The sequence below is a fragment of the Bacillus sp. FSL R5-0654 genome, from assembly GCF_038008745.1.
Taxonomy (GTDB): domain Bacteria; phylum Bacillota; class Bacilli; order Bacillales; family Bacillaceae; genus Bacillus; species Bacillus safensis.
In genome coordinates, this window is sequence record NZ_JBBOZV010000001.1 from 2,675,821 (window position 1) to 2,701,015 (window position 25,195).

24 protein-coding genes are annotated in these 25,195 nt (G+C 41.3%); 10 read left to right on the forward strand and 14 right to left on the reverse strand.

Going from position 1 to position 25,195, the window contains the following annotated elements; all coding sequences use genetic code 11:
- Nucleotides 1-15: 15 nt before the first annotated feature.
- From NSS76_RS13640 to sppA, 14 genes are all read right to left on the reverse strand, one after another.
- Complete coding sequence (locus NSS76_RS13640) at nt 16-1,338, reverse strand: CBS domain-containing protein (RefSeq protein ID WP_024424801.1); 1,323 nt, start codon at nt 1,336-1,338, stop codon at nt 16-18.
- 148 nt (nt 1,339-1,486) lie between these two features.
- Nucleotides 1,487-2,170 carry a metal-dependent hydrolase gene (locus NSS76_RS13645; RefSeq protein WP_044334924.1) on the reverse strand — a complete coding sequence of 228 codons (684 nt, stop codon included), beginning with the start codon at nt 2,168-2,170 and terminating at the stop codon, nt 1,487-1,489.
- A gap of 65 nt (nt 2,171-2,235) precedes the next feature.
- The gene (locus NSS76_RS13650; RefSeq protein WP_034624202.1) at nt 2,236-2,991 is read right to left on the reverse strand and encodes an SDR family oxidoreductase; all 756 of its coding nucleotides are present in this window, start codon (nt 2,989-2,991) and stop codon (nt 2,236-2,238) included.
- Nucleotides 2,992-3,086: 95 nt separating this feature from the next.
- A complete protein-coding gene (locus NSS76_RS13655; RefSeq protein WP_073206957.1) occupies nt 3,087-3,992 on the reverse strand; it encodes an aminoglycoside phosphotransferase family protein in 906 nt (301 codons plus the stop codon).
- 118 nt (nt 3,993-4,110) lie between these two features.
- A complete protein-coding gene (argH, locus tag NSS76_RS13660) occupies nt 4,111-5,484 on the reverse strand; it encodes an argininosuccinate lyase (protein ID WP_034624205.1) in 1,374 nt (457 codons plus the stop codon).
- A complete protein-coding gene (locus NSS76_RS13665; RefSeq protein ID WP_024424806.1) occupies nt 5,481-6,692 on the reverse strand; it encodes an argininosuccinate synthase in 1,212 nt (403 codons plus the stop codon). The genes argH and NSS76_RS13665 overlap by 4 nt, the downstream gene beginning before the upstream one ends.
- A gap of 172 nt (nt 6,693-6,864) precedes the next feature.
- A complete protein-coding gene (locus NSS76_RS13670; RefSeq protein ID WP_024426150.1) occupies nt 6,865-7,380 on the reverse strand; it encodes a MogA/MoaB family molybdenum cofactor biosynthesis protein in 516 nt (171 codons plus the stop codon).
- Nucleotides 7,381-7,485: 105 nt separating this feature from the next.
- A complete protein-coding gene (locus NSS76_RS13675) occupies nt 7,486-8,670 on the reverse strand; it encodes an acetate kinase (protein ID WP_024424808.1) in 1,185 nt (394 codons plus the stop codon).
- A 412-nt stretch (nt 8,671-9,082) separates the two neighbouring features.
- A complete protein-coding gene (locus tag NSS76_RS13680; RefSeq protein ID WP_034624206.1) occupies nt 9,083-10,057 on the reverse strand; it encodes a class I SAM-dependent methyltransferase in 975 nt (324 codons plus the stop codon).
- An 88-nt stretch (nt 10,058-10,145) separates the two neighbouring features.
- Nucleotides 10,146-10,646, reverse strand: a complete 501-nt coding sequence (gene tpx, locus NSS76_RS13685; RefSeq protein ID WP_024424810.1) for a thiol peroxidase — start codon at nt 10,644-10,646, stop codon at nt 10,146-10,148.
- A 112-nt stretch (nt 10,647-10,758) separates the two neighbouring features.
- Entirely contained in the window at nt 10,759-11,211 is a 453-nt protein-coding gene (gene ytfJ, locus NSS76_RS13690; protein WP_007501733.1) for a GerW family sporulation protein, read from the reverse strand.
- Between the two features lie 14 nt (nt 11,212-11,225).
- Nucleotides 11,226-11,933, reverse strand: a complete 708-nt coding sequence (locus NSS76_RS13695; protein WP_206534388.1) for a DUF2953 domain-containing protein — start codon at nt 11,931-11,933, stop codon at nt 11,226-11,228.
- Nucleotides 11,934-12,031: 98 nt separating this feature from the next.
- Nucleotides 12,032-12,556: an RDD family protein gene (locus NSS76_RS13700; protein ID WP_024424812.1), complete on the reverse strand. Its 525-nt coding sequence runs from the start codon at nt 12,554-12,556 to the stop codon at nt 12,032-12,034.
- 14 nt (nt 12,557-12,570) lie between these two features.
- On the reverse strand, nt 12,571-13,572 hold the full coding sequence (gene sppA, locus NSS76_RS13705) for a signal peptide peptidase SppA (protein WP_024424813.1): 1,002 nt from the start codon (nt 13,570-13,572) through the stop codon (nt 12,571-12,573).
- Nucleotides 13,573-14,018: 446 nt separating this feature from the next.
- Between sppA and NSS76_RS13710 the strand changes: the two genes are divergently transcribed.
- The 10 genes from NSS76_RS13710 to NSS76_RS13755 all read left to right on the forward strand — a co-directional run bounded on the left by NSS76_RS13710 (nt 14,019) and on the right by NSS76_RS13755 (nt 25,189).
- Entirely contained in the window at nt 14,019-14,822 is an 804-nt protein-coding gene (locus tag NSS76_RS13710) for an NAD kinase (protein WP_024424814.1), read from the forward strand.
- Nucleotides 14,823-14,935: 113 nt separating this feature from the next.
- Complete coding sequence (locus tag NSS76_RS13715) at nt 14,936-16,378, forward strand: DEAD/DEAH box helicase (RefSeq protein WP_185853761.1); 1,443 nt, start codon at nt 14,936-14,938, stop codon at nt 16,376-16,378.
- Between the two features lie 190 nt (nt 16,379-16,568).
- Nucleotides 16,569-17,624, forward strand: a complete 1,056-nt coding sequence (locus NSS76_RS13720; RefSeq protein WP_024424816.1) for a fatty acid desaturase — start codon at nt 16,569-16,571, stop codon at nt 17,622-17,624.
- Nucleotides 17,625-17,742: 118 nt separating this feature from the next.
- On the forward strand, nt 17,743-18,879 hold the full coding sequence (locus tag NSS76_RS13725) for a sensor histidine kinase (RefSeq protein WP_024424817.1): 1,137 nt from the start codon (nt 17,743-17,745) through the stop codon (nt 18,877-18,879).
- Nucleotides 18,876-19,475, forward strand: a complete 600-nt coding sequence (locus NSS76_RS13730; protein ID WP_341082390.1) for a response regulator transcription factor — start codon at nt 18,876-18,878, stop codon at nt 19,473-19,475. The genes NSS76_RS13725 and NSS76_RS13730 overlap by 4 nt, the downstream gene beginning before the upstream one ends.
- Nucleotides 19,476-19,671: 196 nt before the next feature.
- Nucleotides 19,672-20,592, forward strand: a complete 921-nt coding sequence (locus tag NSS76_RS13735) for an iron-hydroxamate ABC transporter substrate-binding protein (RefSeq protein WP_024424819.1) — start codon at nt 19,672-19,674, stop codon at nt 20,590-20,592.
- Between the two features lie 109 nt (nt 20,593-20,701).
- A complete protein-coding gene (locus NSS76_RS13740; RefSeq protein ID WP_056768201.1) occupies nt 20,702-21,391 on the forward strand; it encodes a response regulator transcription factor in 690 nt (229 codons plus the stop codon).
- Entirely contained in the window at nt 21,391-22,395 is a 1,005-nt protein-coding gene (locus NSS76_RS13745) for a sensor histidine kinase (protein ID WP_044334912.1), read from the forward strand. The genes NSS76_RS13740 and NSS76_RS13745 overlap by 1 nt, the downstream gene beginning before the upstream one ends.
- A gap of 105 nt (nt 22,396-22,500) precedes the next feature.
- The gene (locus NSS76_RS13750; protein WP_044334910.1) at nt 22,501-23,262 is read left to right on the forward strand and encodes an ABC transporter ATP-binding protein; all 762 of its coding nucleotides are present in this window, start codon (nt 22,501-22,503) and stop codon (nt 23,260-23,262) included.
- Nucleotides 23,252-25,189 (forward strand): ABC transporter permease, encoded by a 1,938-nt coding sequence (locus NSS76_RS13755; protein WP_341082391.1) that lies wholly within the window; start codon nt 23,252-23,254, stop codon nt 25,187-25,189. Before NSS76_RS13750 ends, NSS76_RS13755 begins: the two co-directional genes overlap by 11 nt.
- Nucleotides 25,190-25,195 lie beyond the last annotated feature (6 nt).

Genomic DNA, 25,195 nt, shown 5'->3' on the forward strand with positions numbered 1-25,195 from the left:
TCGCCCTTTTTATCATTATCCTCTTTCCATCAGCTGCACCATCAGCATCGCTTTGCCTACGATATTCGATTGGTGATAAACCTCCACTTCCAGCTTTCCAAACTTGCGTCCTACTTCTAAAATATTCGGCTTAATCTGGATTGTGGATTCCATTTGGACCGGTTTTAAGAAATAGACAGAGAGACTCTCGACGATCAGTTCGCCCTTTTTATGAGATTTTAAGAAGCGGTTGGCAGATTCGATTAAAATTTGTGTGAACACCCCATATGAAATGTTTCCAAGCTGGTTCGTCATTTGCGGGGTAACCTCGTATTGATAAACCGCATCCGCTTTTGGTTTCTCTGTATCGGCTTCTTTAAATCCTCTTGAGACAACATCATCCAGCTTTTCTCCGACCTGCGGCTGCTTTTGAATCATTTGGAGCGCCTTGAGCACATCCTGACGGCTGATCATACCGATCAACTTCGCATGATCATCCACAACTGGCAGCACCTCAATGCCTTCCCACACCATCATTTGTGCAGCTGAGGCGACAGATGTCTTGCCAATGACCGTCAGCGGATTTTTCGTCATCACTTTTTCAATCGGTGTGGAGCGGTCATGCCCCGCAATATCCTTTGAGGTGAGGATTCCGTGAATCTTCATTTGATCATCTGCGACCGGGAAACGGCCGTGGCCAGTTTCATAATTCTTTTCATACCATTTTTCAAGCTTATCCTCTGGTGATAAATACACGGTGCGTTCAATCGGCGTTAAAATATCTTCTACAAGCACAATTTCTTTTTTAATTAATTGGTCATAAATGGCTCTGTTAATGAGAGCCGCTACGGTAAATGTATCGTAGCTTGTCGATAAAATCGGCAGCTCCAGCTCATCTGCGAGCTGAATGATTTCATCATCAGTTGAGAATCCGCCTGTGACCAGCACAGCCGCCCCTGCCTCTAATGCCTGCCTATGGGCATTGATCCGGTTTCCGACGATGAGCAGGTTGCCAGCAGCCGTATAGCGCATCATTGCGTCCAGCTCCATCGCTCCGATAACAAATTTATTTAACGTTTTATGTAAGCCGGCGCGTCCTCCAAGGACCTGACCATCAATAACATTGACCACTTCTGCATATGTGAGTTTTTCAATATTTTCTTTTTTCTTTTGCTCAATTCGAATGGTGCCGACGCGTTCAATGGTACTGACGAATCCTTTATTTTCAGCATCTTTGATGGCCCGGTAAGCGGTACCTTCACTCACTTTCATTTCTTTCGCTATGCGCCGGACAGAAATTTTCTCTCCGACATCTAATGAATCAATATACGATAAAATTTGCTCATGCTTTGTCGCCAATCCCGTTCACCCTTTTTGTTTTCAGCGTTTTCATCTATGTTTCATTATAAGGGCAGGAGGCTTTTAATAGCAATTTGTCTTTTCTTTCGGCAGATGAAGGCAAATAAAAAAAGCCGGCATTTGTGTGCCAGCTTTTTTCATATGAGGATTAAATTTCGATTGATTCCCCGCTGTTTAACACATGACCGACGCCGCCATGCAGGCTGTCTGCAAATGCATGTGGATCCTGTTCAATTGGCGGAAATGTGCTGTAGTGAATCGGAACAACCTGTTTTGCACGCAGCCATTCTGCTGCGATTCTTGCATCCTCTGGTCCCATTGTGAAGTTATCACCAATTGGAAGGAATGCGAGCTCAATATGATTCAGTTCACCGATCAGTTTCATATCTGAAAAGAGTGCAGTGTCTCCTGCATGATAAATTGTTTTACCCTCTGCGGTAAATAAAATACCTGATGGCATCCCTGTATACGTAATTGTCTGTGCCTCTTCATCAATGACAGCTGAACCATGAAACGCTTGCGTGAGCTTCACTTTACCAAATTCAAACTCACGTCCGCCGCCGATATGAAGCGGGTGCGTTTTCACCCCTTGCCAGCTTAAATAAACGGCAAGCTCATTTGGCGCAACGACGAGAGCGTCATTATTTTTAGCAATTTCAATGGTGTCACCAAGGTGATCTCCATGTCCATGTGTCAGTAAAATGACATCCGCTTTCACATCTTGCGGTTTGATCTCTGTATGCTTATTTCCATTTAAAAATGGGTCAATCCAAATATGATATCCGTTTGTTTCAATGTGTACAACTGAATGTCCATGATATGTAGCTTTCATGTAGTATATCCACCTTTCAATTTTGATCTCATATCATTTATTCCCTCTATAAAAAGCTGAAAAACTTAATGCCTGTGAATGACGTTAAGACCACCTGTTGCTTCAATGACGGTCCCTGTAATGAGATCTGAACGGTCATCGCATAGAAATGAAATGATGCGTCCTATATCCTCACCAGTGCCAGACCTGCCTATCGGCGTTTCATCGTCTTTGATTTGACGGGCTTTCTCTATTGTCGATTCTTTCATGTCTCCAACGATTTTGCCTGGACAAACCATATTAGCAGTGATGCCATTTTCGGCTTCTTCAATCGCAATGGTTTTCGTCAATGACGCAAGGCCCACTTTTGCCGCTCCAAAGGCTGATCTGTGCATCCAGCCTGGCGCATGGTCTGCACCTTGGAAGCCATAAGTGATAATGCGGCCAAAGCCTTGTTTTCTCATCGTTGGGATGACCATTCGGAACAAATGGAATACTGCTGATAGGTTGCCTTCTATCATTTGATACCATTCATCTTCAGAGTAATCCGCCAGTTTTTTTCGTTCAAAAATATAAGGACCGGCATTGTTAATCAAGGCATCAATCCGTCCAAATCGCTCTGCTGCCAGCTCTACCATGTTTTTTAAATCTTCTTTTTTTGTCACATCACCTTGGACAAATTGAAGCTTATCTTCGTACTGGTGTAATTCTTCTTTCATCTGTCGGACAGCTTCATCATCACTTCGATAATTCACTGTCACAGAATACCCCATATTCAGTAAAGACTCGGTAACTTTCCGGCCAAGTCCTTTAGAACCCGCTGTTATTAATGCGTGTCGCACACAATCTCCTCCTAAAGCAAAGGTTGCAAGTTCATGTGTTTCTTTTGTTATCTTTACTTTACTATAAACCGGCATCTGGCGCACTTATGAACCCTTTATCGATATGAGTCAAACAATATAGGGTGATTTATCCACTTTTTCAAATCCCATGAGCCATGGATATCGAGCAGCAGAGAAACAAAACGATAGCACTCTCTCACCTCATGAAGATCACGAGGAAGCGGGCAAATCTCTTCATAGCCCAATTGAACATTGCGGGCAGCTTCTTTCGTCAAAAGGTATTCCAATGCAATAAAATCAAACGCAGCTGGTCCATATACGACATATTCTGTATCAACTAAACTCGTCACTTGATCATCTTTTTCAATATATTGAGACGGATCTAAATCAATTAAAATGAGACTTGCTGAATCAGGGGGCTTTAGCTTTTCCATCTTTTGCAGCACAATTTCTGCATAACAGTGAAATTCATGCTGATCAGCGTAATAGCGGCCTATGAGTTTGAATACAGCCTTTTTTAACACAGCATGGAATTCTCTCAAATGCTTCTTTTCAGCTCCGTAGACTGCACCAAAAAAGTCAGTACGATATGAATGAAGATGTGCTAGTTTCCTCCCATAATCCTTATAAAAGTCTGATGAACGTCCCTCAAAAGATGTACAAGGTGTTCCTTCTACTTTTTCCATTACATAAAAATGTCTCCCTGCCTTCTTCACTTTACGAACAACTTTTGGAATATGAAAGGAATTCGTATGAGACAGCTTTTGATTGATTTGATCGATATGCTCTTCTACAGTACGGTCATCTACTCCATAGATCAATTTGATCCCAGAAACAAATTCACTTTCTTCTCTTGCAGTTTTAGGAGATTTGACTACATATTCCGTTTTATCTTGTAAGGAGATCAGCCACACATCATTAGCCCGTCCGTCATATTGTTCTCCTAACGTTTTCACTGATACGATTGGTTGATGAAACAAAGCCTCAAGCGTTTTCTTCATGATCTGCTGTCACTCCCTCTTCTGCTTGACGCAGGTATGCTTTCATTTCTCCAATGATCATCAATCTCCTTTTTCCATGACAAAAAAACCATCCGTATAAACGAATGGTTATGATAAGTTATGCCAGGCAGGCTTTTGCTTTTTCTAAAGCGAGCTGAATTTGTTTGAATCCAGTTCCGCCTGCACTTGTTCTTTTTTCAACCGCAACATATGGATCAAGAACAGTGTAAATGTCTTGTTCAAAAAGATCGCTTGCTTCTGTGAATGTTTCAAAAGAAAGATCACTTAGATAGATGCCTTTTTGAATACATGTATACACAAGCTTTCCAACGATTTCGTGTGCTTCACGGAATGGCATGCCTTTTTTCGCAAGGTAGTCAGCCACTTCTGTCGCATTTGAGAAATCTTCTTTTGTTGCCTTTTTCATGACATCTTCGTTCACTGTCATCGTTTGAATCATGCCTGTGAAGATTTGCAGGCTGCCAGCGATGGTTTTCACTGTATCAAACATACCTTCTTTATCTTCTTGCAGATCTTTGTTATACGTAAGCGGCAAGCCTTTCATAATCGTGAGAAGCCCCATCAGGTTGCCATACACACGGCCTGTTTTCCCGCGGATTAATTCAGCCATATCCGGGTTTTTCTTCTGCGGCATCATGCTGCTGCCTGTTGCATACGTATCATCAAGTTCAATGAATTTGAATTCTTGCGAGCACCATAAAATGATTTCCTCACAAAAACGTGAGAGGTGCATCATCACAAGACTGCTATTAGACAAAAACTCTAAAATGAAGTCCCGGTCACTCACACCATCGAGGCTGTTTTCGTAAATGTGGTCAAAGCCAAGCTGCTCTGCTGTATATTCACGATCAATCGGGAATGTCGTTCCTGCTAACGCTCCGCATCCAAGTGGAGACACGTTAATTCGCTTTAATGAATCTTGGAAACGCGCTTTGTCACGCTCAAGCATCCAGAAATAGGCGAGCATATGATGGGCAAACGAAATAGGCTGTGCACGCTGCAGGTGCGTATATCCTGGAAAAATCGTTTCAACGTGCTGTTCTGCCTTTTCTACAAGCACCGTTTGAAAGGAAGAGATCAGTTCAATGATATGCTCTACTTGGTTATTCAAATACAAGTGCATATCAGTTGCGACCTGATCATTCCGGCTTCTCGCTGTGTGCAATTTGCCGCCAAGCGGACCAATCTCATCAATGAGCATTTTCTCAAGGTTTAAATGAATGTCCTCATAATCGACTGAGAATTCCAGTTCATCCGCCTCTGCCTTTTTCATGAGCGTATTTAGTCCGTCTTTGATGGCAGCGGCCTCCTCATCACCGAGGATACCGCATTTATTCAGCATACTTGCATGAGCAAGGGAGCCGGTCAGATCTTCTTTGACTAATTGTTTGTCGAAATGAATGGACGCGCCAAACTCATCGACCCATTTTTCTGGTGTTTTTTGAAATCGGCCTCCCCAAAGCTTTTTCATGCTTTAACCTGCTCCTTTTTATTCACGATGCTGTTTACTTTTGTCGGTAAGCCCCAAAGATTAATAAATCCTACAGCTGCATCATGATCGAATTCATCTGCTTTTGTATAAGTGGCTAGATTTTCATCATAAAGTGAATATGGTGATTTACGTCCTTCTACAATGGCATGACCTTTAAATAGTTTCACACGTACAACACCTGTTACGTTCTGCTGTGTTTCTTGTAAGAATGCATCTAGTGCTTCTTTAAGCGGTGAGAACCATAAGCCGTTGTATATTAATTCAGCCATTTTTTGTTCAACGATTGGTTTAAAGTGAGCGACTTCTTTGACTAGCGTTAAGTCTTCAAGCTCTTTATGCGCTTTTAGAAGTGTGACAGCACCTGGGCATTCGTACACTTCACGAGATTTGATGCCGACAAGACGGTTTTCAACGTGATCGATTCTGCCAACACCATGCTGTCCAGCGACTTCATTTAAATGAAGGATGAGATCAGATAATGAATACTGGATACCGTCAATGGCTGTCGGTTTTCCTTTTTCAAACGTGATTTCAATGATTTCAGGTGTGTCAGGCGTTTTTTCAAGTGGATTTGTCAGATCGTATGCACCTTCTGGCGGCGCAGCCCAAGGATCTTCTAAAATGCCACATTCGTTACTTCTGCCCCAAAGGTTTTGGTCGATTGAATATGGGCTGTCTAAATTAATCGGAATTGGAATACCGTGTTTTTGTGCATAATCGATTTCTTCATCACGAGACCATTTCCATTCACGCACTGGTGCAAGAACTTCTAGGTCTGGATTCAATGCTTTAATGGATACTTCAAAACGAACTTGGTCGTTCCCTTTTCCAGTACATCCATGAGCAACTGCTACTGCATTTTCTTTTTCTGCTACTTCCACTAATTTTTTTGCAATAAGCGGACGGGATAGTGCAGATACTAGTGGATATTTTCCTTCATACATTGTGTGTGCTTGTAATGCAGTGAGTGCAAACTCTTCAGCAAATTCTTCTTTTGCGTCAATCATGTATGATTGAACAGCTCCGACTTGAAGTGCTTTTTGTTGAACGAATGCTAAATCTTTTCCTTCACCTACGTCCAGGCAGCAAGCAACGACTTCGTATCCTTGCTCTTGTAACCATTTAACTGCAACAGAGGTATCAAGACCTCCGGAATATGCTAATACGACTTTTTTATTTTGTGACATGATTGAAAAGCTCCTCTCGCTTGTTTTGATTCTGTGAATGTTTTTGCATAAAAATAAGTTTTAATTTATAAACATGCATTTAGTATGTATACACTGTAACAAGGAAAAATTGTTTTTTCAACCCCTTTATGAAAAAAACTCTGCCAAATTTTCTTGGCAGAGTCATTTTGGGCTATTTTTGATCCTTTTCAAGCTCTCGTAAGACATGAGGAAGCTCTGGAATCACGAGTTTGGTCATGGCTAAACGAACGGCTCCGGTAGATCCCGGCGTGGCAAAGACAGCCTTTTGATTGACGACCCCTGCCGTTGCCCTGGATAAAATAGCAGCTGAACCTATGTCTTCTGTATAACTGAGCATGCGGAAGATTTCACCAAAGCCAGGCAGTTCCTTGGAAAAAAGAGGAGTGATCGCTTCAATGGTCACATCCCTTGCGGCAATCCCTGTTCCGCCATTTAACAAGACGGCATCTATTTTCGGTTCGCTTGTTCCTTCCAGCACAGCGTCTTGAATCGATCCTATATCATCTTTTACAATATCGTATGCAAGAACAAGATGTCCCTGTTCTTTGAGCAAATCAATCATCAGACGGCCGCTTTTATCTGTATCTTTCGTTCTTGTATCACTGACCGTAATGACTTTCACATAAAGCCTTTCTTTCGCCTCACGTTTATGTTCTGTCACGCTCATCTTTCGCACCGCTCCCTTTTGCTTCATATTGGACAACATTATAGCATGCTGCTTTCAACAGAAAAAAGCTCTTTTCCTTATTGGAAAAGAGCTTTTCAAACTTGATTACGCTAAACGCATTACGTCTCTTGCAATCATTACTTCTTCGTTTGTAGGGATGACAATCACTTTTACAGGAGAGTGCGGGTAGCTGATGAATGCTTCTTCGCCTCTCATGTTGTTTAAAGAAGGATCCCAGTAAACGCCCATGAATTCTAGACCACGAAGTACACGTGCTCTTACTTCTGAACTGTTTTCACCGATTCCAGCTGTGAAGATGATCGCATCTACGCCATTCATTCTTGCTGCATAAGAACCGATATATTTATGAATACGGCTCGCAAAAATATCAAGAGCAACTTCTGCACGGTCGTTTCCTTCTTCTGTTGCTTCTTCGATATCACGAAGGTCACTTGACAGACCAGACACACCTAAAAGACCACTCTTCTTATTCAAAGTAGAAAGCACTTCTTCAGCAGTATGTCCTGTTTTTTCCATAATAAATGGAATAAGGGCAGGGTCAATGTTACCAGAACGTGTACCCATTGCAACACCAGCAAGTGGTGTAAAGCCCATAGATGTATCGATTGATTTTCCGCCTTCAACTGCTGCAATACTCGCACCATTTCCAAGGTGGCAAGAAATCAGACGAAGCTCTTCAAGCGGACGGCCTAATAGCTCTGCTGCACGCTCTGTAACGAACTTGTGGCTTGTCCCGTGGAATCCATATTTACGAATACCAAAGTTTTTGTAGTAGTCGTACGGAAGGCTGTATAGGTAAGACTGCTCTGGCATAGTTTGGTGGAATGCTGTATCGAACACAGCAACCGCTGGTACGTCAGGCAGAATTTGTTTGAATGCTTTGATTCCTACAACGTTTGCAGGATTGTGAAGTGGTGCAAGCTCTGAAAGCTGATCAATGTCATTGATCACTTCATCAGTTAAAAGAACAGAATCGCTGAATTTCTCTCCGCCGTGAACAACGCGGTGTCCTACGCCATCAATTTCATTAAAGTCTTTGATGATGTGAAATTCAGTTAGTTTTTCAAGCAGCATTTTGACCGCTACTGCGTGATCTGGAATATCTGTCACTTCTGTTTTCTTTTCTCCATCTACAGAAATCGTGAAGATACTGTTGTCCATTCCGATTCTTTCAACAAGCCCTTTTGTTAAAACGGTTTCTTCTGGCATGTCGAACAATTGGAATTTAAGAGATGAGCTTCCTGCGTTGATTGCAATAATTTTGGACATTACTGTCGCTCCTTTTACTCAGTTGTTATATAAGGTTTCACGTTTTTTCCGGTGCTATATTCAACCTGTTTGACGGGTCTTTTATAGTTTAACGATAAGTCCGAAAAATATCTGACTTTTTCATTTAAACATTGAAAACTTTGCATTTCAAGTGCACCTTCAAACTGTTATCGCTTACATCAATAAGTCGTTATTTTCTGAATAGTAAAATATCCAGATTATTGACAAAGAGATAAAATGATTTTTATTTTAGCTCTTTGTTTTCTTTTCAGCGTAATAGAAAACCTTTGCAGCTCTAGGAAGGGCGAGCATCGGAGCAGAGCGAATTTGGGATTCGTGAGCACCGGAGCGCAGACCTGCGGGCGAATGCGAGGGTTTGTCTACACGCTGAAATAGCCAGAAATCACTCTGGCTATTCTTTCGTTTCTTTTTCTTCTATAAACCACTGGTCTAATTTTCTCATCACACCGACCATTGCTTCCTTCTGTGAGAAAGATGGAAGATTGGCAAACAGCATTCGTTTTGGGGCTTCCAGCCCTTCTTTTTTCTTTTGCATCACAAATAAGCTTTTGGCGTGTTTTTTATCCTTAAACATGGACACTGGCAGCTGAATTAACGCATTCATATACGCATGATCTTTGATGAAATCCTTTAATTGTACGCTCTCTTTTCCTTCAAATAAATCATTTGGAATGATGAAGAATAAGAAGCCGCCTTCTTTTGTGTAGCGAAGGCTTTGTTCAATGAATAAATAATGGGCAAAGGCATGTCCTTCTTTTGCCTTTAGTTCAAAGTCTGCTGCACGCTCATCATTTGGATAATAGCCCACTGGGAGACTGCATACAGTGACATCTGCCGGTGAGATCAGAAGCGGCTCAAGACTGTCCTGGTGGAAAAGCTCAACTTCTTTCTCCTCTAAATTCGCCTGGGCCCAAGCAATTTTAATGAGCACATCATCAATTTCAGACGCAAAGCCGCGTTTTGTTTCTGCAGTGAGATTATTTAAAACAGCAAGAAGTAAGTTTCCTGTTCCCGCTGCTGGATCAAAGACTACGAGCTCTTTTTGACCGTCTAAAAATTTATTCACCAAATAGCTGACAAACAGTCCAATCGTATCTGGTGTCATCTGGCGATTTGGGTGAGAAATATCCTTTTGACCTTTCAATACGGCGAGCTGAAACGCTTTACGAATCTGCTCATGATCATAAGAAGCAAAATCTGCTTTTTCTATTAAATCCTTTAATAAACCGTTTCGATCATTTGCTTGGAAAAAGGCTTCTCCTGCTTCTGCCAATGCTTCAATATAGGAAATGCCCTGTTCCTTTTTTAATCGAATAGAAGCTGTATCGAGCAGTTCAAAAATAGTACTTACTTGATCTTTCTGCAATGCTTTTCTCTCCTCGCTTTGTTAAAAGCTATATGTTCTCATTGAAAAGAGCCCCAGGATGAAGCCGGAGCTCTTGTCGATGCTGCTTTTATAACAGTGATTTTGCAGCTTCAATGGCTTTTTCATAATTTGGGTGATTCGTTGCTTCACTTACGTATTCAGTGTAAACCACTTTTCCGTTAGGGTCTAATACAAAGACTGCGCGCGCCAATAAACGCAATTCTTTCATATACACTCCGAATGCTTCACCAAATGACATATCTCTGTGATCAGATAATGTTTCGACATTTTCAATTCCGTTTGCTCCGCACCAGCGTGCTTGTGCAAATGGAAGGTCTGCACTAATCGTATAAATATTGACCGGACCTAAACCCGCTGCCTCTTCATTGAAACGTCTTGTTTGTGCGTCACACACACCTGTATCAATAGAAGGAATCACTGAGATGATCGTCACTTTTCCTGCTAAATCAGAAAGTGAAACTTCTCCAAGTGAGTTCGTTAATACCGTAAAATCAGGAGCCTGCTCGCCTACTTTTACTTCATTTCCTACAAGCGTGACAGGACTTCCTTTAAATGTGATCGATGCCAAAACAATTCCTCCCTTTTCAAATGTATGGTTCTATCATAGTAGAGAAAGCAAAAAACTGCAAAGCCTAATCGTCCCTTTTGCAAAAAAAGTTAACTGCAGCGCAGCTAACTTTTTAAAGGTCTATGTCATCTAGTTTTCGTTCTTTGTGACGGTGCTCCCGCTCATCCTTCTTAAACATGTGCTGAAGACGTTCAATTGCTTGAGGAGCAGAATCCAATATTTTATCGAGCAGATGTGTGTGTTCATCCAAATGAAGCATTCGAACTCCGTTTGTTCCTACAATTAAGAAGGCGATTGGTGTAATCGACACCCCGCCGCCGCTTCCGCCGCCAAATGGGAGTCTCGGCTCTTTTCGTTCCTGTTCATCAGAACGTTTTTCTTTCTTTTGGTTCCCGTTAAATTCACTGCCGCCGGCTGCAAATCCAAAACCAACCTTTGACACAGTGAGAATGACACTGCCGTCAGGGGTTTCGACTGGATCGCCGATGATTGTATTCACATCTATCATTTCTTTTAAGTTTTCCATCGCTGTCTTCATGAGACCTTGGATTGGATGATCTGCCATTTTCGGGTTCCTCCTTAAACAGATGATTCATTCTTCGTTGCTTGAAGAGAGGCACTTTTTCTCGCCTTTCTTCCTTTTAACCAATGGACAAGTAAACGAATGGCTGCAAGCATAGCATGTCCAATACGAAAATATGCTATACATGTAAACTGAGTCTGTGACACATTGTGCTGAAAGGCCGGAATGACTTCATACACCGGTTTATGCTTAAAGGTGAGATGCTCCTGCATAAAGGCAAGCAGTGCTCCTTTCACTGACCACACACCGCCGGCTGCTACACCTGTTAAAGCGGCGTCATGAAAGCCGATCCATGTCGACCAGTGAAATGAGACAACCCTTATGTGAATGAAGAATTTGCGCATGATCCGGTTTAAATCGACAATCTCTTTTGTGATGCGCTCCATTTGATGAAGGATTTGCTTCATATCACGCTTTCCTACTTTTTTATGCATCGATTCTTTTTCGTGATCAGGGTTTTTAGCGCTTTCCATTTTCTTTTCACGAATATCAATCGTTTGGTCTTCTGGATTGACCCTCACCATCGGAATATCTTTTTTGAGTCTGACCAATCCATATAAGGTGATGACCTTCAGTGCAATGTGGTCATTGTCGTTTGTATGCGAATAGTCCAGCAAAATGGTTACTTTCATGAAAATCAACAAGATCACAAGAAGCAAAAACGCTGCGATCCAAACGTAAAGCACTGTGCTCACTTCCTCCATAACAAATGATGCTTCCCCTACGATTATGGCTCTCATTCTGGATTTTATACCCAATCAACAAAAAAGAGTTTGACCGGTACCCGGCCAAACTCCTCTGATTATACGTTTGATTCTGTTTTTTCATATAAATGTTCATGGACGACCACCGTATCGGCAAAGTAATCATGAACCCCTTGCTTTTTCGGTGAGAACCCAACGATAGCATAGAGAATAAAGATCGTATTAATGTAGCGCCCCACAATCTCTCTAAAGAAAATAACATCCCATGCCAGCTTCTTCTCAGGCTGAAGTGAGACCACTTTAATTCCAAACACCATCTTGCCAAGTGTTTGTTGAAAGATTTTCGTCATGATGGCGAAATAAAGGAGGAATACAATCGTCGTTGTGACGGAAAATGGAGAAAACCATCCCCCTCCTTTGGACCAGCCAAACAGACTAAAGATTGGAGAAACCGTCAAATGGTTTACACCCCAGACGACGAGCCAATCAAGAATAAATGCCCAAAATCTAATCCAAAAACCTGCAAACGCCTGTGCTTCAATTGAAGCGCGCTTCACAAAGGCCGGCTTCGATTCTTCCTCTTGGCTGCGGCTTTCGCTTACTTCATCGAATGTAGAATCCATCTATGATCCCTCCTTTATTTTGAATAGAGATACATCGGTTTAGACCCATTTGAGCCAGCCAGTGTTTCTTTTAAATTCAGAAAATCAATTTCGCTTTTAAAGAGCTTGCTTGCACTCATGTTGAAGAGAGAGTTCCAGCCAAAGCTTTGAGAATAGCTGACCACTGTTGCTCCTTTTAAGCCTTTTTCATTTTTCTTCATCGCTTTTAATGCATCTTCATAATACCCAAGCTCATCGACTAATCCGTTCGATTTTGCCTGTGTCCCGTCATATACCCGGCCGTCGGCAATTTTCTTGACTTCCTGTTTTGACATGCCGCGTCCTTCAGAGATCACTTTGACAAATCCTTCATAAGAGTTATCGACCATGCTTTGCATGATGTTGCGCTCATCTTTTGTCATATCACGGTTCGGAGACATGATATCTTTGAATTTCCCGCTCTTAATCGTTTCATATTTAATACCTAGATTATCTGCGAGCTTAGAATAATTCAAGCTTTGCATGATGACCCCTAACGACCCTGTTAATGTTTCAGGTGAAGCAAAGATTTTCTTCGCTGGAGTTGACACGTAGTAGCCGCCAGAAGCTGCCATTGAACCCATAGATACGTAAATCGGCTTCTTCGCTTTTTTCACTTCTTCTAATTTTTTATGTATTTCAGCACTTTCATAGACACCGCCGCCAGGAGAGTTTACGCGCAGAAGTACACCTTTTACAGAAGCATCCTCTTTCGCTTTATCTAGTTCCTTGAGGAATGCACGATGATCATAACCTTCTCCGCCTAATAGGCTCGATGCACCGCCATTATCTTGAATGGTTCCATTAATCTCAAGAACAGCAATCTTGCCTGCACCGCTGCCATTCTCTAGTACCTTCTCTTCTATTTCATCCCCGAATTGATAGCTCATTTTATTGTCATTGAAGCTATCGAACAAGGCCATCGTGACACTAATCACAATTGAAAATCCGAAAACACCAAGTGCAATAATTAGCGCTACCCATCTTTTCGCATTCATCTTTTTCTCCTCCTTTTTTTCTCACTTCATTCATACGAATGCCCACATGAAATGTTTCACAGGAATTGTGGTTTTTTTACATTTCATGTAGGCATATGATAGCACCTCTCTTAAATAACGATCAACTTTACATCGTCTACGTAGATATGCGCATGACGAAAAATTGGCTTTTTTATCCTCTCCCTGCACCTAATAGGCTAGATCATCACCGCAACGAAACACCTAAACCATTCTTTCATGAGAAAACGGCTATTCAATTATGCTCAGGATTCAGCCATTTCAAATCACTCACATCGACTCATTTCTCATAAAGGCAATCCGATCATCAGGTGGTTCTTTCTAAAGTTTTTACTTTCATATGAAAAAAGTGTAAAATGTGAGCAAGGGTTTTCATGTAAGCCCTTTATCATTGAAAATTATTTTTGACAGCAAAGGGGAGAACGTCAATGACAGACAATCGTCGCAATGTATTTTTCTTTTACAAAAAAGATCATGAATTGGATGGACACATTTCTTCTCTCGAGAAGCTCGCTACCGATCAGGGCTTTCACGTCGTCAAGCGTGCAGAGGATGCCCATATTATTGCTTCAATTGGCGGGGATGGCACATTTCTTCAAGCAGTACGTAAAACAAACTTCCGGGATGACTGCTTGTATGTAGGGGTATCAAAATCAGAAAATACGCACTTATACTGCGATTTCTCATTAGAGCATTTTGATAAAATGATTGATGCCATGAACACTGAACAGCTTGAAGTGAGAAAATATCCGATCATCGATGTAAGCGTTGACAGCACAAACCAGTTCCATTGCTTAAATGAACTGTCGATCCGCTCCAGCATTATTAAAACATTTGTGATCGATGTGTATATAGATGATTTCCACTTTGAAACATTTAGAGGCGACGGCATGATTATTTCCACTCCGACTGGTTCAACGGCTTACAATAAATCGGTGAGCGGCGCCGTGGTTGATCCGATGCTTCCTTGTATGCAAGTCACAGAGCTTGCATCGCTGAATAACAACTCGTACCGTACATTAGGCGCTCCTTTCATCTTGAGCAGTGACCGCAAGCTGACGCTGAAGGTAGTGCAGGATGGAAACGATCATCCAATTATCGGGCTTGATAACGAAGCGCTCGGCACAAAACACGTCAAACAAATTGACATTGGCCTTTCAGGAAAAGTCATTAAAACGGTGAAATTAAAAGACAACTCTTACTGGGAAAAAGTAAAACGCAGATTCCTTTGAGAATTTGTCTGCACGCTGAAAGCTCCTTTACGGGGCTTTTTTTATGTCTTTTCATTCACGGCCATGGTTATGGTATGATGTCACAAGTATGAATGTACGAAAAGGAGAACACGATGACATTACAACATTTTGATCAATATCCATTAAGTGATGAATTGAAACAAGCGTTAGAAGCGCTTCACTTCCATACACCTACACCCGTTCAGCACGAGACATTATCCGTTGCTTTTTCAAAGCAGGATTTAATCGTCAAATCTCAGACTGGCAGCGGCAAGACTGCAGCCTATGGTCTGCCGATTTGTGAAATGGTTGATTGGGCTGAAAATAAACCTCAAGCCCTCATCCTCGTTCCGACACGAGAACTCGCCATGCAGGTCAAACAAGACCTCACAAGCCTTGGGCGGTTCAAACGAATCAAAGCCGCAGCCATTTATGGAAAAGCCTCTTTTCAAGCGCAGAAAGTAGAGCTTTCACAGAAAAACCATATTGTGTGCGGGACACCAGGCCGCATTTTGGATCACCTTGAGAAAGGCACCCTTTCTTTAGAAAATCTCAAATTTTTCGTGTTAGATGAAGCGGATGAGATGCTGAACATGGGATTTATCGATCAAGTCTCTTCTATTATTCAGTATCTGCCGCCAAAGCGCATGTCGATGCTGTTTTCAGCGACAATGTCTGATGATATGAAAAAATTGAGCGAACAGTTTTTACAATCACCAAAAGTCATTGAGATTGCACGTGAAGAAACGTCTGTACAGCAAATCACCCACACCGTCATTGAAACGGAAGAAGAATCGAAATTCTCCCTTCTTCAGCGTACGATCGTCATTGAAAATCCAGATAGCTGCATTATTTTCTGTAATACACAAGACAGAGTGAATGAACTCACACTGAAGCTGGACGAATGGGATGTGCCCTGTGACAAAATTCATGGCGGCATGAGACAGGAAGACCGCTTTGATGTGATGGATGAATTTAAAAAAGGTGAATTCCGTTATCTGATCGCAACAGATATAGCAGCCCGGGGAATTGATGTCAGTGATATGACACATGTCATTCATTATGATCTCCCTTATGAAAAAGAGCGCTATATTCACCGGACTGGCAGAACAGGCAGAGCGGGAAAAAGCGGGAAAACGATTGCGTTTATGACAAAGAATGCAAAACCGCTTATTGATGAATTAAAGCAGGATGCTGGCATAGACTTTCAAACTCAGCCTTATCCGACAAAGGAAGAAGCAGAGGAGCATGTAGAAAGCTTCGAAGAGAAAATTGAAACGCCTATTCAAAAGGAAAATAAACAGGCAGGCGTTGAGAAGGATATTATGAAGCTTTATTTTAACGGCGGAAAGAAAAAGAAGCTGCGGGCTGTTGATTTCGTTGGGACCATTGCCAAAATAGAAGGCGTTGCATTCGATGACATTGGGATTATTACGATTCAAGACACAAAAACATATGTAGATATTTTAAACGGCAAAGGCCCTCTTGTGCTGAATGCCATGCGCCACACAACCATTAAAGGCAAGCAGTTAAAAGTACATGAAGCACGTTCATAAAAAAAGTGAAGGCCCAGCGCCTTTACTTTTTTTATTTATATTGAAATAAGCTCAAAACCGTATTCCATCAGCCTTTTTGATGACAAACATGACAAATGTCATATTGAATACATGATGGGTGCTACTATGAGCATGACACCTTTCCTTCTATACTTTGAAGTAGAAAGAAACGGAAAGGACTTGAACGTTCATGACGACTTCAACAAACACACAGCAGCAAGCTACTTTAAGAAAACAAGTGGGTCAATTCTCTGGTGCTGATTCGAAAAAAAGTATCATTCAACTCTTTAATACATTCATTCCATTTTTAGGGCTTTGGTTTCTTGCCTATTATAGCCTGAATATCTCCTACCTTTTAACCCTCTTTTTTGCGGTTATTGCAGCTGGGTTTTTAGTACGTGTCTTTATTATTTTTCACGACTGCTGCCATCAATCCTTTTTTAAACAGAAGCCGCTAAATCACCTGTTCGGTTTTTTAACGGGCGTACTCACCCTTTTCCCTTATCTTCAATGGCAACGAGATCATTCCATTCACCATGCCACAAGCAGTAATTTAGACAAACGAGGTACTGGCGACATTTGGCTCCTAACAGTCAAAGAATATCAAGAAGCATCAGCATGGACGAAATTTCGCTACAGATTTTATCGTAACCCTTTTGTGATGTTTATTTTAGGACCGATCTTTGTCTTTCTCTTAAAAAACCGTTTCAACGTCAAAAATGCTCGTAAAAAAGAGCGTTGGAACACGTATTTCACAAACGTGAGCATCATTGCGTTAGCAGCCGCAACATGTCTTCTTTTTGGCTGGCAGGAATTCCTGCTTGTTCAAGGTCCGATCTTCCTGATCTCAGGATCTATCGGTGTATGGTTGTTTTATGTACAGCATACGTTTGAGGACTCTTATTTTGAAGCAGATGAACATTGGAACTATGTGCAGGCAGCTGTTGAAGGAAGCTCCTTTTACAAATTGCCAAAGCTTCTTCAATGGTTAACTGGTAATATCGGCTACCATCATGTCCATCATTTAAGCCCAAGAGTACCGAATTATCTTTTAGAGCATGCCCATGACCAAAGTGAACCGCTGCAAAATGTCCCGACCATCACGTTGAAAACAAGCCTTGAGTCGATGAAATTTAGACTGTGGGATGAGGAAACGAAAGCATTTGTGACGTTTAGAGAAGCACGGCAATCTAAGAAGATGAACGTTCCAGTTATCAAAGGAGACATTCTCAAGAAAAATGCATAATCGGCGCAGGCTCTTTCTTACACGAGAAGGGGCTTGTTGTCATTTACAGGATGCACCAATAGGCTGAATTTGATAAAGTAAGGAAAAACAATGAAAAACGAAAAAAGGTGGCACACGGATGAAAAAACAGTTTAAACTTCAAAAATTGCATGGGATTTCCCCCTATATATGGGCCATTTTTTTCATCCTGCCCTTCTATTTTATCCTTAAGACACCTTCGACTTTAGGTATTGTGATCGGCATTATTTTGAACGTCGTCTTTTTCGCTGTGTATCGTTTTGCCTTTGTTGCAAAAGGCTGGTCATTATATGTCTTTGGCCTATTATTGATCGGTATTTCAACTGGTTATGTGATGCTCTACAGCTATATTTATTTCGCTTTTTGCATCGCCTATTTTAACGGACATATTAAACGAAAAGTTCCCTTTTATATCTTGTACTATATCCATCTGGCGAGCGCCGCCGTGGCAGTGAACTTTAGTTTGATCTTAAAAAAGGGCTGGTTTCTCACACAAATTCCTTTTGTCGTCATCACCCTGATTAGTGCCATTCTTCTTCCTCTCAGCATTCGGAGCAGGAAGGAACGTGAACGGCTTGAGGAGAAATTAGAATATGCCAATGAACGGATTGCAGATCTTGTGAAGCTTGAAGAAAGGCAGCGCATTGCACGCGACCTGCATGACACCCTTGGACAAAAGCTTTCTTTGATCGGTTTAAAAAGTGATCTTGCCCGTAAACTCGTGTATAAAGACCCTGAACAGGCTCGTGCCGAACTCAAAAGCGTCCAGCAGACCGCCAGAACGTCTCTCAATGAAGTGCGGAAGATTGTTTCCTCCATGAAAGGCATCCGAATCAAAGATGAAATGTCGAACATCGAGCAAATTCTCGAAGCAGCTGGAATTGAATTGATTTATGATGAAAAGGAAGCACCGAAACACATCTCACTTCTGAACGAAAACATTGTGAGCATGTGCATAAAAGAGGCGGTGACGAATGTCGTCAAACATAGTGATGCAACGGTTTGTAAAATTACCATTCACCAAAAGTCAAAGGAAGCCATCATCACCGTTGAGGACGACGGAACATTTAAAGGCGACTATCCATCCTCTCAAACGAAGGGTCACGGCCTTTTAGGAATAAGAGAAAGATTGGAATTTGCAAATGGCCGCCTGCGGATTGAAACAAAAGACGGGACAAAGCTCATTATGAGCATTCCAAATGATTCAGCAGCAAAAGAAAAGGAGGGTATGAAATGATCAACATCTTTATCGCAGAAGATCAGCAAATGCTGCTTGGTGCACTCGGTTCACTTCTCGATTTAGAAGACGATATGACGGTTGTTGGAAAAGGTACAAATGGCCAAGATTCCATCGATTTTGCCAAAACACATCCTGTTGATATTTGCTTAATGGATATTGAAATGCCGGGAAAATCCGGACTTGATGCAGCGGAAGAGCTCAAAGGATCAGATGTGAAAATCATTATTTTAACGACCTTTGCCCGCTCCGGTTATTTCCAAAGGGCGCTAAAAGCGGGCGTCAGCGGCTACATGCTGAAAGACAGTCCAAGCGAGGAGCTGGCAAGTGCGATTCGCAGTGTGATGAAAGGGAAAAAGGTGTATGCCCCTGAATTGATGGAAGACTTATATAGTGATGAAAATCCTTTAACGGAGCGAGAGAAATCGGTCCTTGAACTCGTCGCAGACGGTAAAAACACAAAAGAAATTGCAAAAGAACTCAGCATCAAAAGCGGCACTGTCCGGAACTACATTTCCATTATTTTAGATAAGCTGGAAGTGAAAAACCGCATCGAGGCCATTACACGCTCAAAAGAAAAAGGCTGGTTTAAATAAGAAAAAAGATCAGGACACATGCTGCCTTGATCTTTTTTTATTGAAAATCCCCTTTTATTTTTTATTACCAGCTATCAAAATGTCATTGACAACAGCCTACAGTCCTATGATATGATATCCAAGTGATAATAATTATCATTATCACTAATACAACCAATATCCGGCTTATGCGCCGATTTCAAAGGAGTCTACATTCATGAAGAAAATATTGTTCCCTCTGATGCTCATCTTTGTACTTGCATTGAGCGCATGTGGCAATAGCAGCAGCTCTTCCTCAAATAAAGGAAATCAATCAGCATCATCAGACAAAATTACATATCAATCTGAAAATGGGCCTGTGAAGCTGCCAGCGCATCCAAAACGTGTTGTTGTGCTCGGTTCTTACACAGGGAATGTCATGTCACTTGGTGTGAACCTTGTCGGCGTTGACTCTTGGTCCAAAAAGAATCCGCGCTTCCAAAAGAAATTAAAAAATGTGGAAGAAGTATCTGATGCAAATGTAGAGAAAATCATGAAGCTAAAGCCTGATGTCATCATTGGCTTAAGCAATACTAAAAATGTAGAAAAACTCAAAAAAATCGCACCAACCGTTTTGTTTACGTATAACAAAGTTGATTACCTTCAGCAGCACATTGAAATTGGAAAAGTTTTAAACAAAGAAAAAGAAGCAAAAGCTTGGGTAAAAGATTTCAAAAAACGCGCAGCTGAAGCTGGAAAAGAAATCAAAGCAAAAATCGGTAAAGATGCAACAGTGTCTGTCTTTGAAAGCGGCACAAAAGATCTTTACGTTTTTGGAGATGCATGGGGCCGCGGAACAGAAATTCTCTATCAAGCAATGAAACTGAAAATGCCTGAGAAAGTGAAAGAAAAAGCATTAAAAGCCGGCTACTACGCGGTTTCACAGGAAGTCATTCCTGAATTTGCTGGAGACTATATGATCATTAGTAAAAACAGCGAAATGGACAATTCCTATCAAAACAGTGAAATTTACAAGTCCATCCCAGCTGTCAAAAAACATCGTGTGTATGAAGCCAATGCAGAGGAATTCTATTTTAATGACCCACTCACACTTGAATTCCAACTATCATTCTTTAAAAAGCACTTTTTAGGTAAATAAGCTGAAGCAAGGGACCTCTTCCCTTGCTTTTTTCTTGTCTGGTTCTAGCGGCAGGTCCTTTTTTCCGCTACAATGACAACAAGCGAATACAAAAAGTGTGGTGCTGATTTTGTTTAAGATTTTACTAATTGAAGATGATACAACCCTCTTCCAGGAAATCAAAGAACGTCTAGTTAACTGGTCCTATGATGTCTATGGGATTCAAAATTTTCATCAGGTGCTTCAGGAATTCACGTCTGTCCAGCCTGATCTCGTCATTATAGATATACAGCTGCCAAAATACGATGGCTTTCACTGGTGCCGGATGATTCGGCATCATTCAAATGTTCCAATCATCTTCCTCTCCTCAAGAGACCATCCAGCTGATATGGTCATGTCAATGCAGCTCGGTGCCGATGATTTTGTGCAAAAGCCCTTCCATTTTGACGTGCTCATTGCCAAAATAAGTGCTGTTCTTCGCCGCGTGCATGATTATAGTGCAGAACCGGCCAGCCTAAAGGTATGGTGCGGCGCTGCGATTGACCTAGAAAAAAATACCGTAACAAATGATCATGGTGAGGTTGAATTAACAAAAAATGAGTTATTTATTCTCAAGGAATTGATTCAGCATAAAAATCATATCGTAAGCCGTGAATCACTCATTCAAGCATTGTGGGAGGATGAACGGTTTGTCAGTGACAACACACTGACTGTAAACGTCAACCGCCTCAGAAAAAAACTAGACGAGATCTCCCTTGGCGCCTTCATTGAGACAAAAGTGGGTCAGGGCTATCTTGCAAAGGAAAAGGATGATCAATGATGCTGCAAGCATTTTTAAAAGAACGAAGAAGCTGGATTCTTTTCTTTCTTAGTTTGCAGCTCCTCATTCTGTTTGTTGCTTATTTGGATACGACCATTCCAATCGCTTCTCTTTTTTATATTGTGCTATTGTCTACGTTTCTCATGATTGTCTTTCTCTTTTTCCGATACCGAAAAGAAACGGCTTATTATGAGAAGTTGAAAGAATGGGATGATGACATTGAACATCAAATACGGCTAACCCCCTCTTCCCCATTTGAGCAGCTCATCCATGATGCAACGTCAGAGCAAATCGCACGCTACCGACAGATGGCAGCAGAGCAGAAAATCGCTCTCGAAGAAGAAAAAGATGAATTGCTCTCTTGGATACATGAGGTCAAAACCCCCCTTACAGCGATGCGCTTAATGATTGACCGTTTAACAGATCAGCAGCTGAAATCCAATATGACATACGAGTGGCTCAGAATACATTTATTACTTGATGCCCAGCTGCACCAAAGCAGAGTACGTCATATCGAAAATGATTTATTCATTGAAAAGCTGGACCTGCAAAGCATCATAGCGAAAGAAATCAAAGCGCTCCAATCCTGGTGTATGCAAAAAGGAATCGGCTTTGAGCTGGCGCTGGAGGAACGCACCGTATTAAGTGATATAAAATGGTTATCCTTTATGATCAGGCAGGTACTCACAAATGCAGTCAAATACAGCCATTCTTCCGATATTGTCATTGAAAGCAAGCAAATAAATGACCAAGTCATGCTGACGATCACAGATCAAGGCAGAGGAATTGATCCAAGAGACATCTCTCGTATTTTTGAAAAAGGCTTTACCTCAACTAGACATCACAATGACACCGCCTCAACAGGAATGGGGCTCTATTTAACGAAAAAAGGAGCAGACGCTCTTCATATGACGATCGAGGTCAACTCCACGATAGATCAAGGGACAACCTTCACCTTCATCTTTCCGAAAAAGAATGATTTTGTTCATATTGCGAGCATGTGACAACAATGTCACATGCTCGTCTGTTTTGTTCGCCAAATCGAAGGACGTTTGGCAGCCTTCTTTTTATACTAGAGATATCAATTAAAAGAAAAAGGGGTTCAGCAAATGAACATTTTAGAAGCTCGCAAAATTTATAAAAGCTATGGAAATAAATTCAACAAACAAGAGGTGCTCAGCGGCATTGATTTGACCATTGAAGCCGGGGAATTTGTTAGTATCATGGGGCCATCAGGCTCGGGGAAAACAACCCTTCTGAACGTATTGTCCTCTATCGATCGTGTGTCCAGCGGATCCATTCGTATTGCAGATGCTGAGATGACGCAAATGAAGGATCAGCAGCTTGCAGAATTTAGAAAAAAGCAGCTTGGCTTTGTATTTCAAGATTATAATTTACTTGATACACTCACAGTCAAAGAAAACATCCTTTTGCCTTTATCCATCTCCAAAACACCAAAAAAAGAAGCTTTTGAACGTTTTCAACAGCTTGCAGAAGACATGGGGATTTATGAACTAAGAGACAAATACCCGAACGAACTCTCTGGCGGACAAAAGCAGCGGACATCGGCGGTTCGTGCCTTTATTCATGAACCAAGTCTTATTTTCGCTGATGAACCTACAGGGGCACTTGATTCCAAATCGGCATCTGATCTGCTCAACAAACTGCAAGATTTCAATCGCAAACGAAAAGCGACCATTGTCATGGTAACACATGATCCTGTCGCAGCCAGCTATTCAAGCCGCGTCATTTTTATCAAGGATGGACAGATTTATACCCAGTTGAATAAAGGTGCTTTAGAAAGAAAAATGTTTTTCGAGGATATTATGAAAACGCAAGGTGTCTTAGGCGGTGTGAAGCATGAACATTAATCAGCTCATCTTTCGTAACCTGAAGAAAAATTTGAAGAATTACTATTTATATGTGTTTGCTCTCGTGTTTAGTGTGGCGCTTTATTTTTCCTTTGTCACCTTGCAGTACTCACCAGCACTTGATGATGTAAAAGGCTCCATTAAAGGCGGCGCTTCAATTAAAGCCGCTTCGGTTCTGCTCATTGCGATCGTCGGTATTTTCCTGCTATATGCGAATAGCATTTTTATTAAACGCAGAGGAAAAGAAATAGGTCTCCTGCAGCTCATTGGCATGACGAAACAAAAAATTGCCAGGCTGCTCAATGCAGAAAACTTTATCCTATACGTGACAGCCATGGTTATCGGCATCTTTGCCGGCTTTATCGGTTCAAAGCTGATGCTGATGGTGTTATTTAAAGTGACTGGTGTTAACGCCATCGCCAATCTGCATTTTTCAGGCATGGCCCTTCTGCAAACACTTATTGTCTTTTTCATTATCTATGGATTGATTATGCTGAGAAATAGGCGTTTTATTAAAAAACAGACGATTTTATCTTTGTTTAGAACGACATCTTCGACAGAACAGCGTGTGAAAAAGATCTCTGTGTTTGAAATCATCATTGGGGTTTTCGGTATTGTCTTGATCAGCTCAGGCTATTATATTTCTTCTAAGCTTTTTACCGGCTCATATACGTCGATGCTTGAATTACTTTTAGCCATGATTTATATTCTAGCCTCTGTCATCATCGGTACCTTTCTTTTTTACAAAGGCTCTGTTTCTTTCATTGCCAATATCGTACGTAAAAGAAAAAATGGCTATCTCGCCATTCATGAAGTGTTATCTTTGTCATCCATTATGTTCAGGCTAAAATCAAATGCACTGCTTTTAACAATTATTACAACCGTATCTGCACTGGCCATCGGTTTGCTGGCTCTTAGCTACATTTCCTATTACTCAGCAGAAAAAACCGCTGAGCAGCAAATTCCAGCTCATTTCGTCATGGGCTCAGAAAAAGAAGCAGCCACCTTCACTCGTGCACTTTCTGACAAACATATTGCTTATGATCAAAAGCAGGTCAAAGTGATTCAAGCGAAATTTGATGCGAAAAAAATCATGGATTCAGAGTTGAAAAATATGAATAATGATCCAAGCGTATTGACACTGCCTGTGATCAGTGAGAAAAACGCACCAAATATTCATGTAGAGAACAACGAAGTTATTTTAAGCGGCTACAGTGATCTATTAAAAAAATTCATGCCGATTCAAAGCTCAGGCGATGTGAAGCTTCTCATCAAGGAGCCTATTGATTTGAAAGTCATGGATATGAAGAAAGATTATCTCATTTCATACAACTTCACTTTTGGCGGTCTGCCTGTTGCCGTCGTGAGTCAACATGTTTTTGAGCAGCTCGACAAACAGAAAAATCCAAAGCTGCAGCTTGAGAATAGCCAATATAACGCAGTCAATATAAAAGATGATCAAAATCTTGAACAAGCAAATCGCGTGTTTACATCTTTAAAACTAAGTGACAACAGCATGTCTCAATTAGCTTCAGCTCAGCAGCAAAAACAAACAATAGGACTAATGATGTTTGTGGTCGGATTTTTAGGTCTCAGCTTCCTTGTCACATCAGGCTGTATTTTATACTTTAAACAAATGAATGAAAGTGAAGAGGAACAAAGCTCCTACACGATCTTGCGTAAGCTTGGTTTTACTGAGAAGGATCTATTAAAAGGCATCCGGCTTAAACAGCTGTTTAACTTTGGGATTCCGCTCATCATCGGATTGCTGCACAGCTACTTTGCTGTACAATCAGGCTGGTTTTTGTTCGGCGGAGAATTGTGGACTCCAATGCTTATCGTCATGGCGATTTACACTGCCCTCTATTCTGTCTTCGGATTCCTGTCTGTCCAATATTATAAAAAGGTCATCAAAGAATCCTTGTAAACAATT

Coding starts and splice junctions, on each gene's coding strand:
- NSS76_RS13750 (WP_044334910.1), top strand. CDS start 22,501: ATGAACATTTTAGAAGCTCGCAAAATTTATAAAAGCTATGGAAATAAA.
- NSS76_RS13695 (WP_206534388.1), bottom strand. CDS start 11,933: ATGGAGGAAGTGAGCACAGTGCTTTACGTTTGGATCGCAGCGTTTTTG.
- NSS76_RS13665 (WP_024424806.1), bottom strand. CDS start 6,692: ATGTCACAAAATAAAAAAGTCGTATTAGCATATTCCGGAGGTCTTGAT.
- NSS76_RS13720 (WP_024424816.1), top strand. CDS start 16,569: ATGACGACTTCAACAAACACACAGCAGCAAGCTACTTTAAGAAAACAA.
- NSS76_RS13715 (WP_185853761.1), top strand. CDS start 14,936: ATGACATTACAACATTTTGATCAATATCCATTAAGTGATGAATTGAAA.
- NSS76_RS13735 (WP_024424819.1), top strand. CDS start 19,672: ATGAAGAAAATATTGTTCCCTCTGATGCTCATCTTTGTACTTGCATTG.
- NSS76_RS13670 (WP_024426150.1), bottom strand. CDS start 7,380: ATGAGCGTGACAGAACATAAACGTGAGGCGAAAGAAAGGCTTTATGTG.
- NSS76_RS13645 (WP_044334924.1), bottom strand. CDS start 2,170: ATGAAAGCTACATATCATGGACATTCAGTTGTACACATTGAAACAAAC.
- NSS76_RS13725 (WP_024424817.1), top strand. CDS start 17,743: ATGAAAAAACAGTTTAAACTTCAAAAATTGCATGGGATTTCCCCCTAT.
- ytfJ (WP_007501733.1), bottom strand. CDS start 11,211: ATGGCAGATCATCCAATCCAAGGTCTCATGAAGACAGCGATGGAAAAC.
- NSS76_RS13710 (WP_024424814.1), top strand. CDS start 14,019: ATGACAGACAATCGTCGCAATGTATTTTTCTTTTACAAAAAAGATCAT.
- NSS76_RS13675 (WP_024424808.1), bottom strand. CDS start 8,670: ATGTCCAAAATTATTGCAATCAACGCAGGAAGCTCATCTCTTAAATTC.
- NSS76_RS13755 (WP_341082391.1), top strand. CDS start 23,252: ATGAACATTAATCAGCTCATCTTTCGTAACCTGAAGAAAAATTTGAAG.
- NSS76_RS13655 (WP_073206957.1), bottom strand. CDS start 3,992: ATGAAGAAAACGCTTGAGGCTTTGTTTCATCAACCAATCGTATCAGTG.
- NSS76_RS13730 (WP_341082390.1), top strand. CDS start 18,876: ATGATCAACATCTTTATCGCAGAAGATCAGCAAATGCTGCTTGGTGCA.
- sppA (WP_024424813.1), bottom strand. CDS start 13,572: ATGAATGCGAAAAGATGGGTAGCGCTAATTATTGCACTTGGTGTTTTC.
- NSS76_RS13745 (WP_044334912.1), top strand. CDS start 21,391: ATGCTGCAAGCATTTTTAAAAGAACGAAGAAGCTGGATTCTTTTCTTT.
- argH (WP_034624205.1), bottom strand. CDS start 5,484: ATGAAAAAGCTTTGGGGAGGCCGATTTCAAAAAACACCAGAAAAATGG.
- NSS76_RS13700 (WP_024424812.1), bottom strand. CDS start 12,556: ATGGATTCTACATTCGATGAAGTAAGCGAAAGCCGCAGCCAAGAGGAA.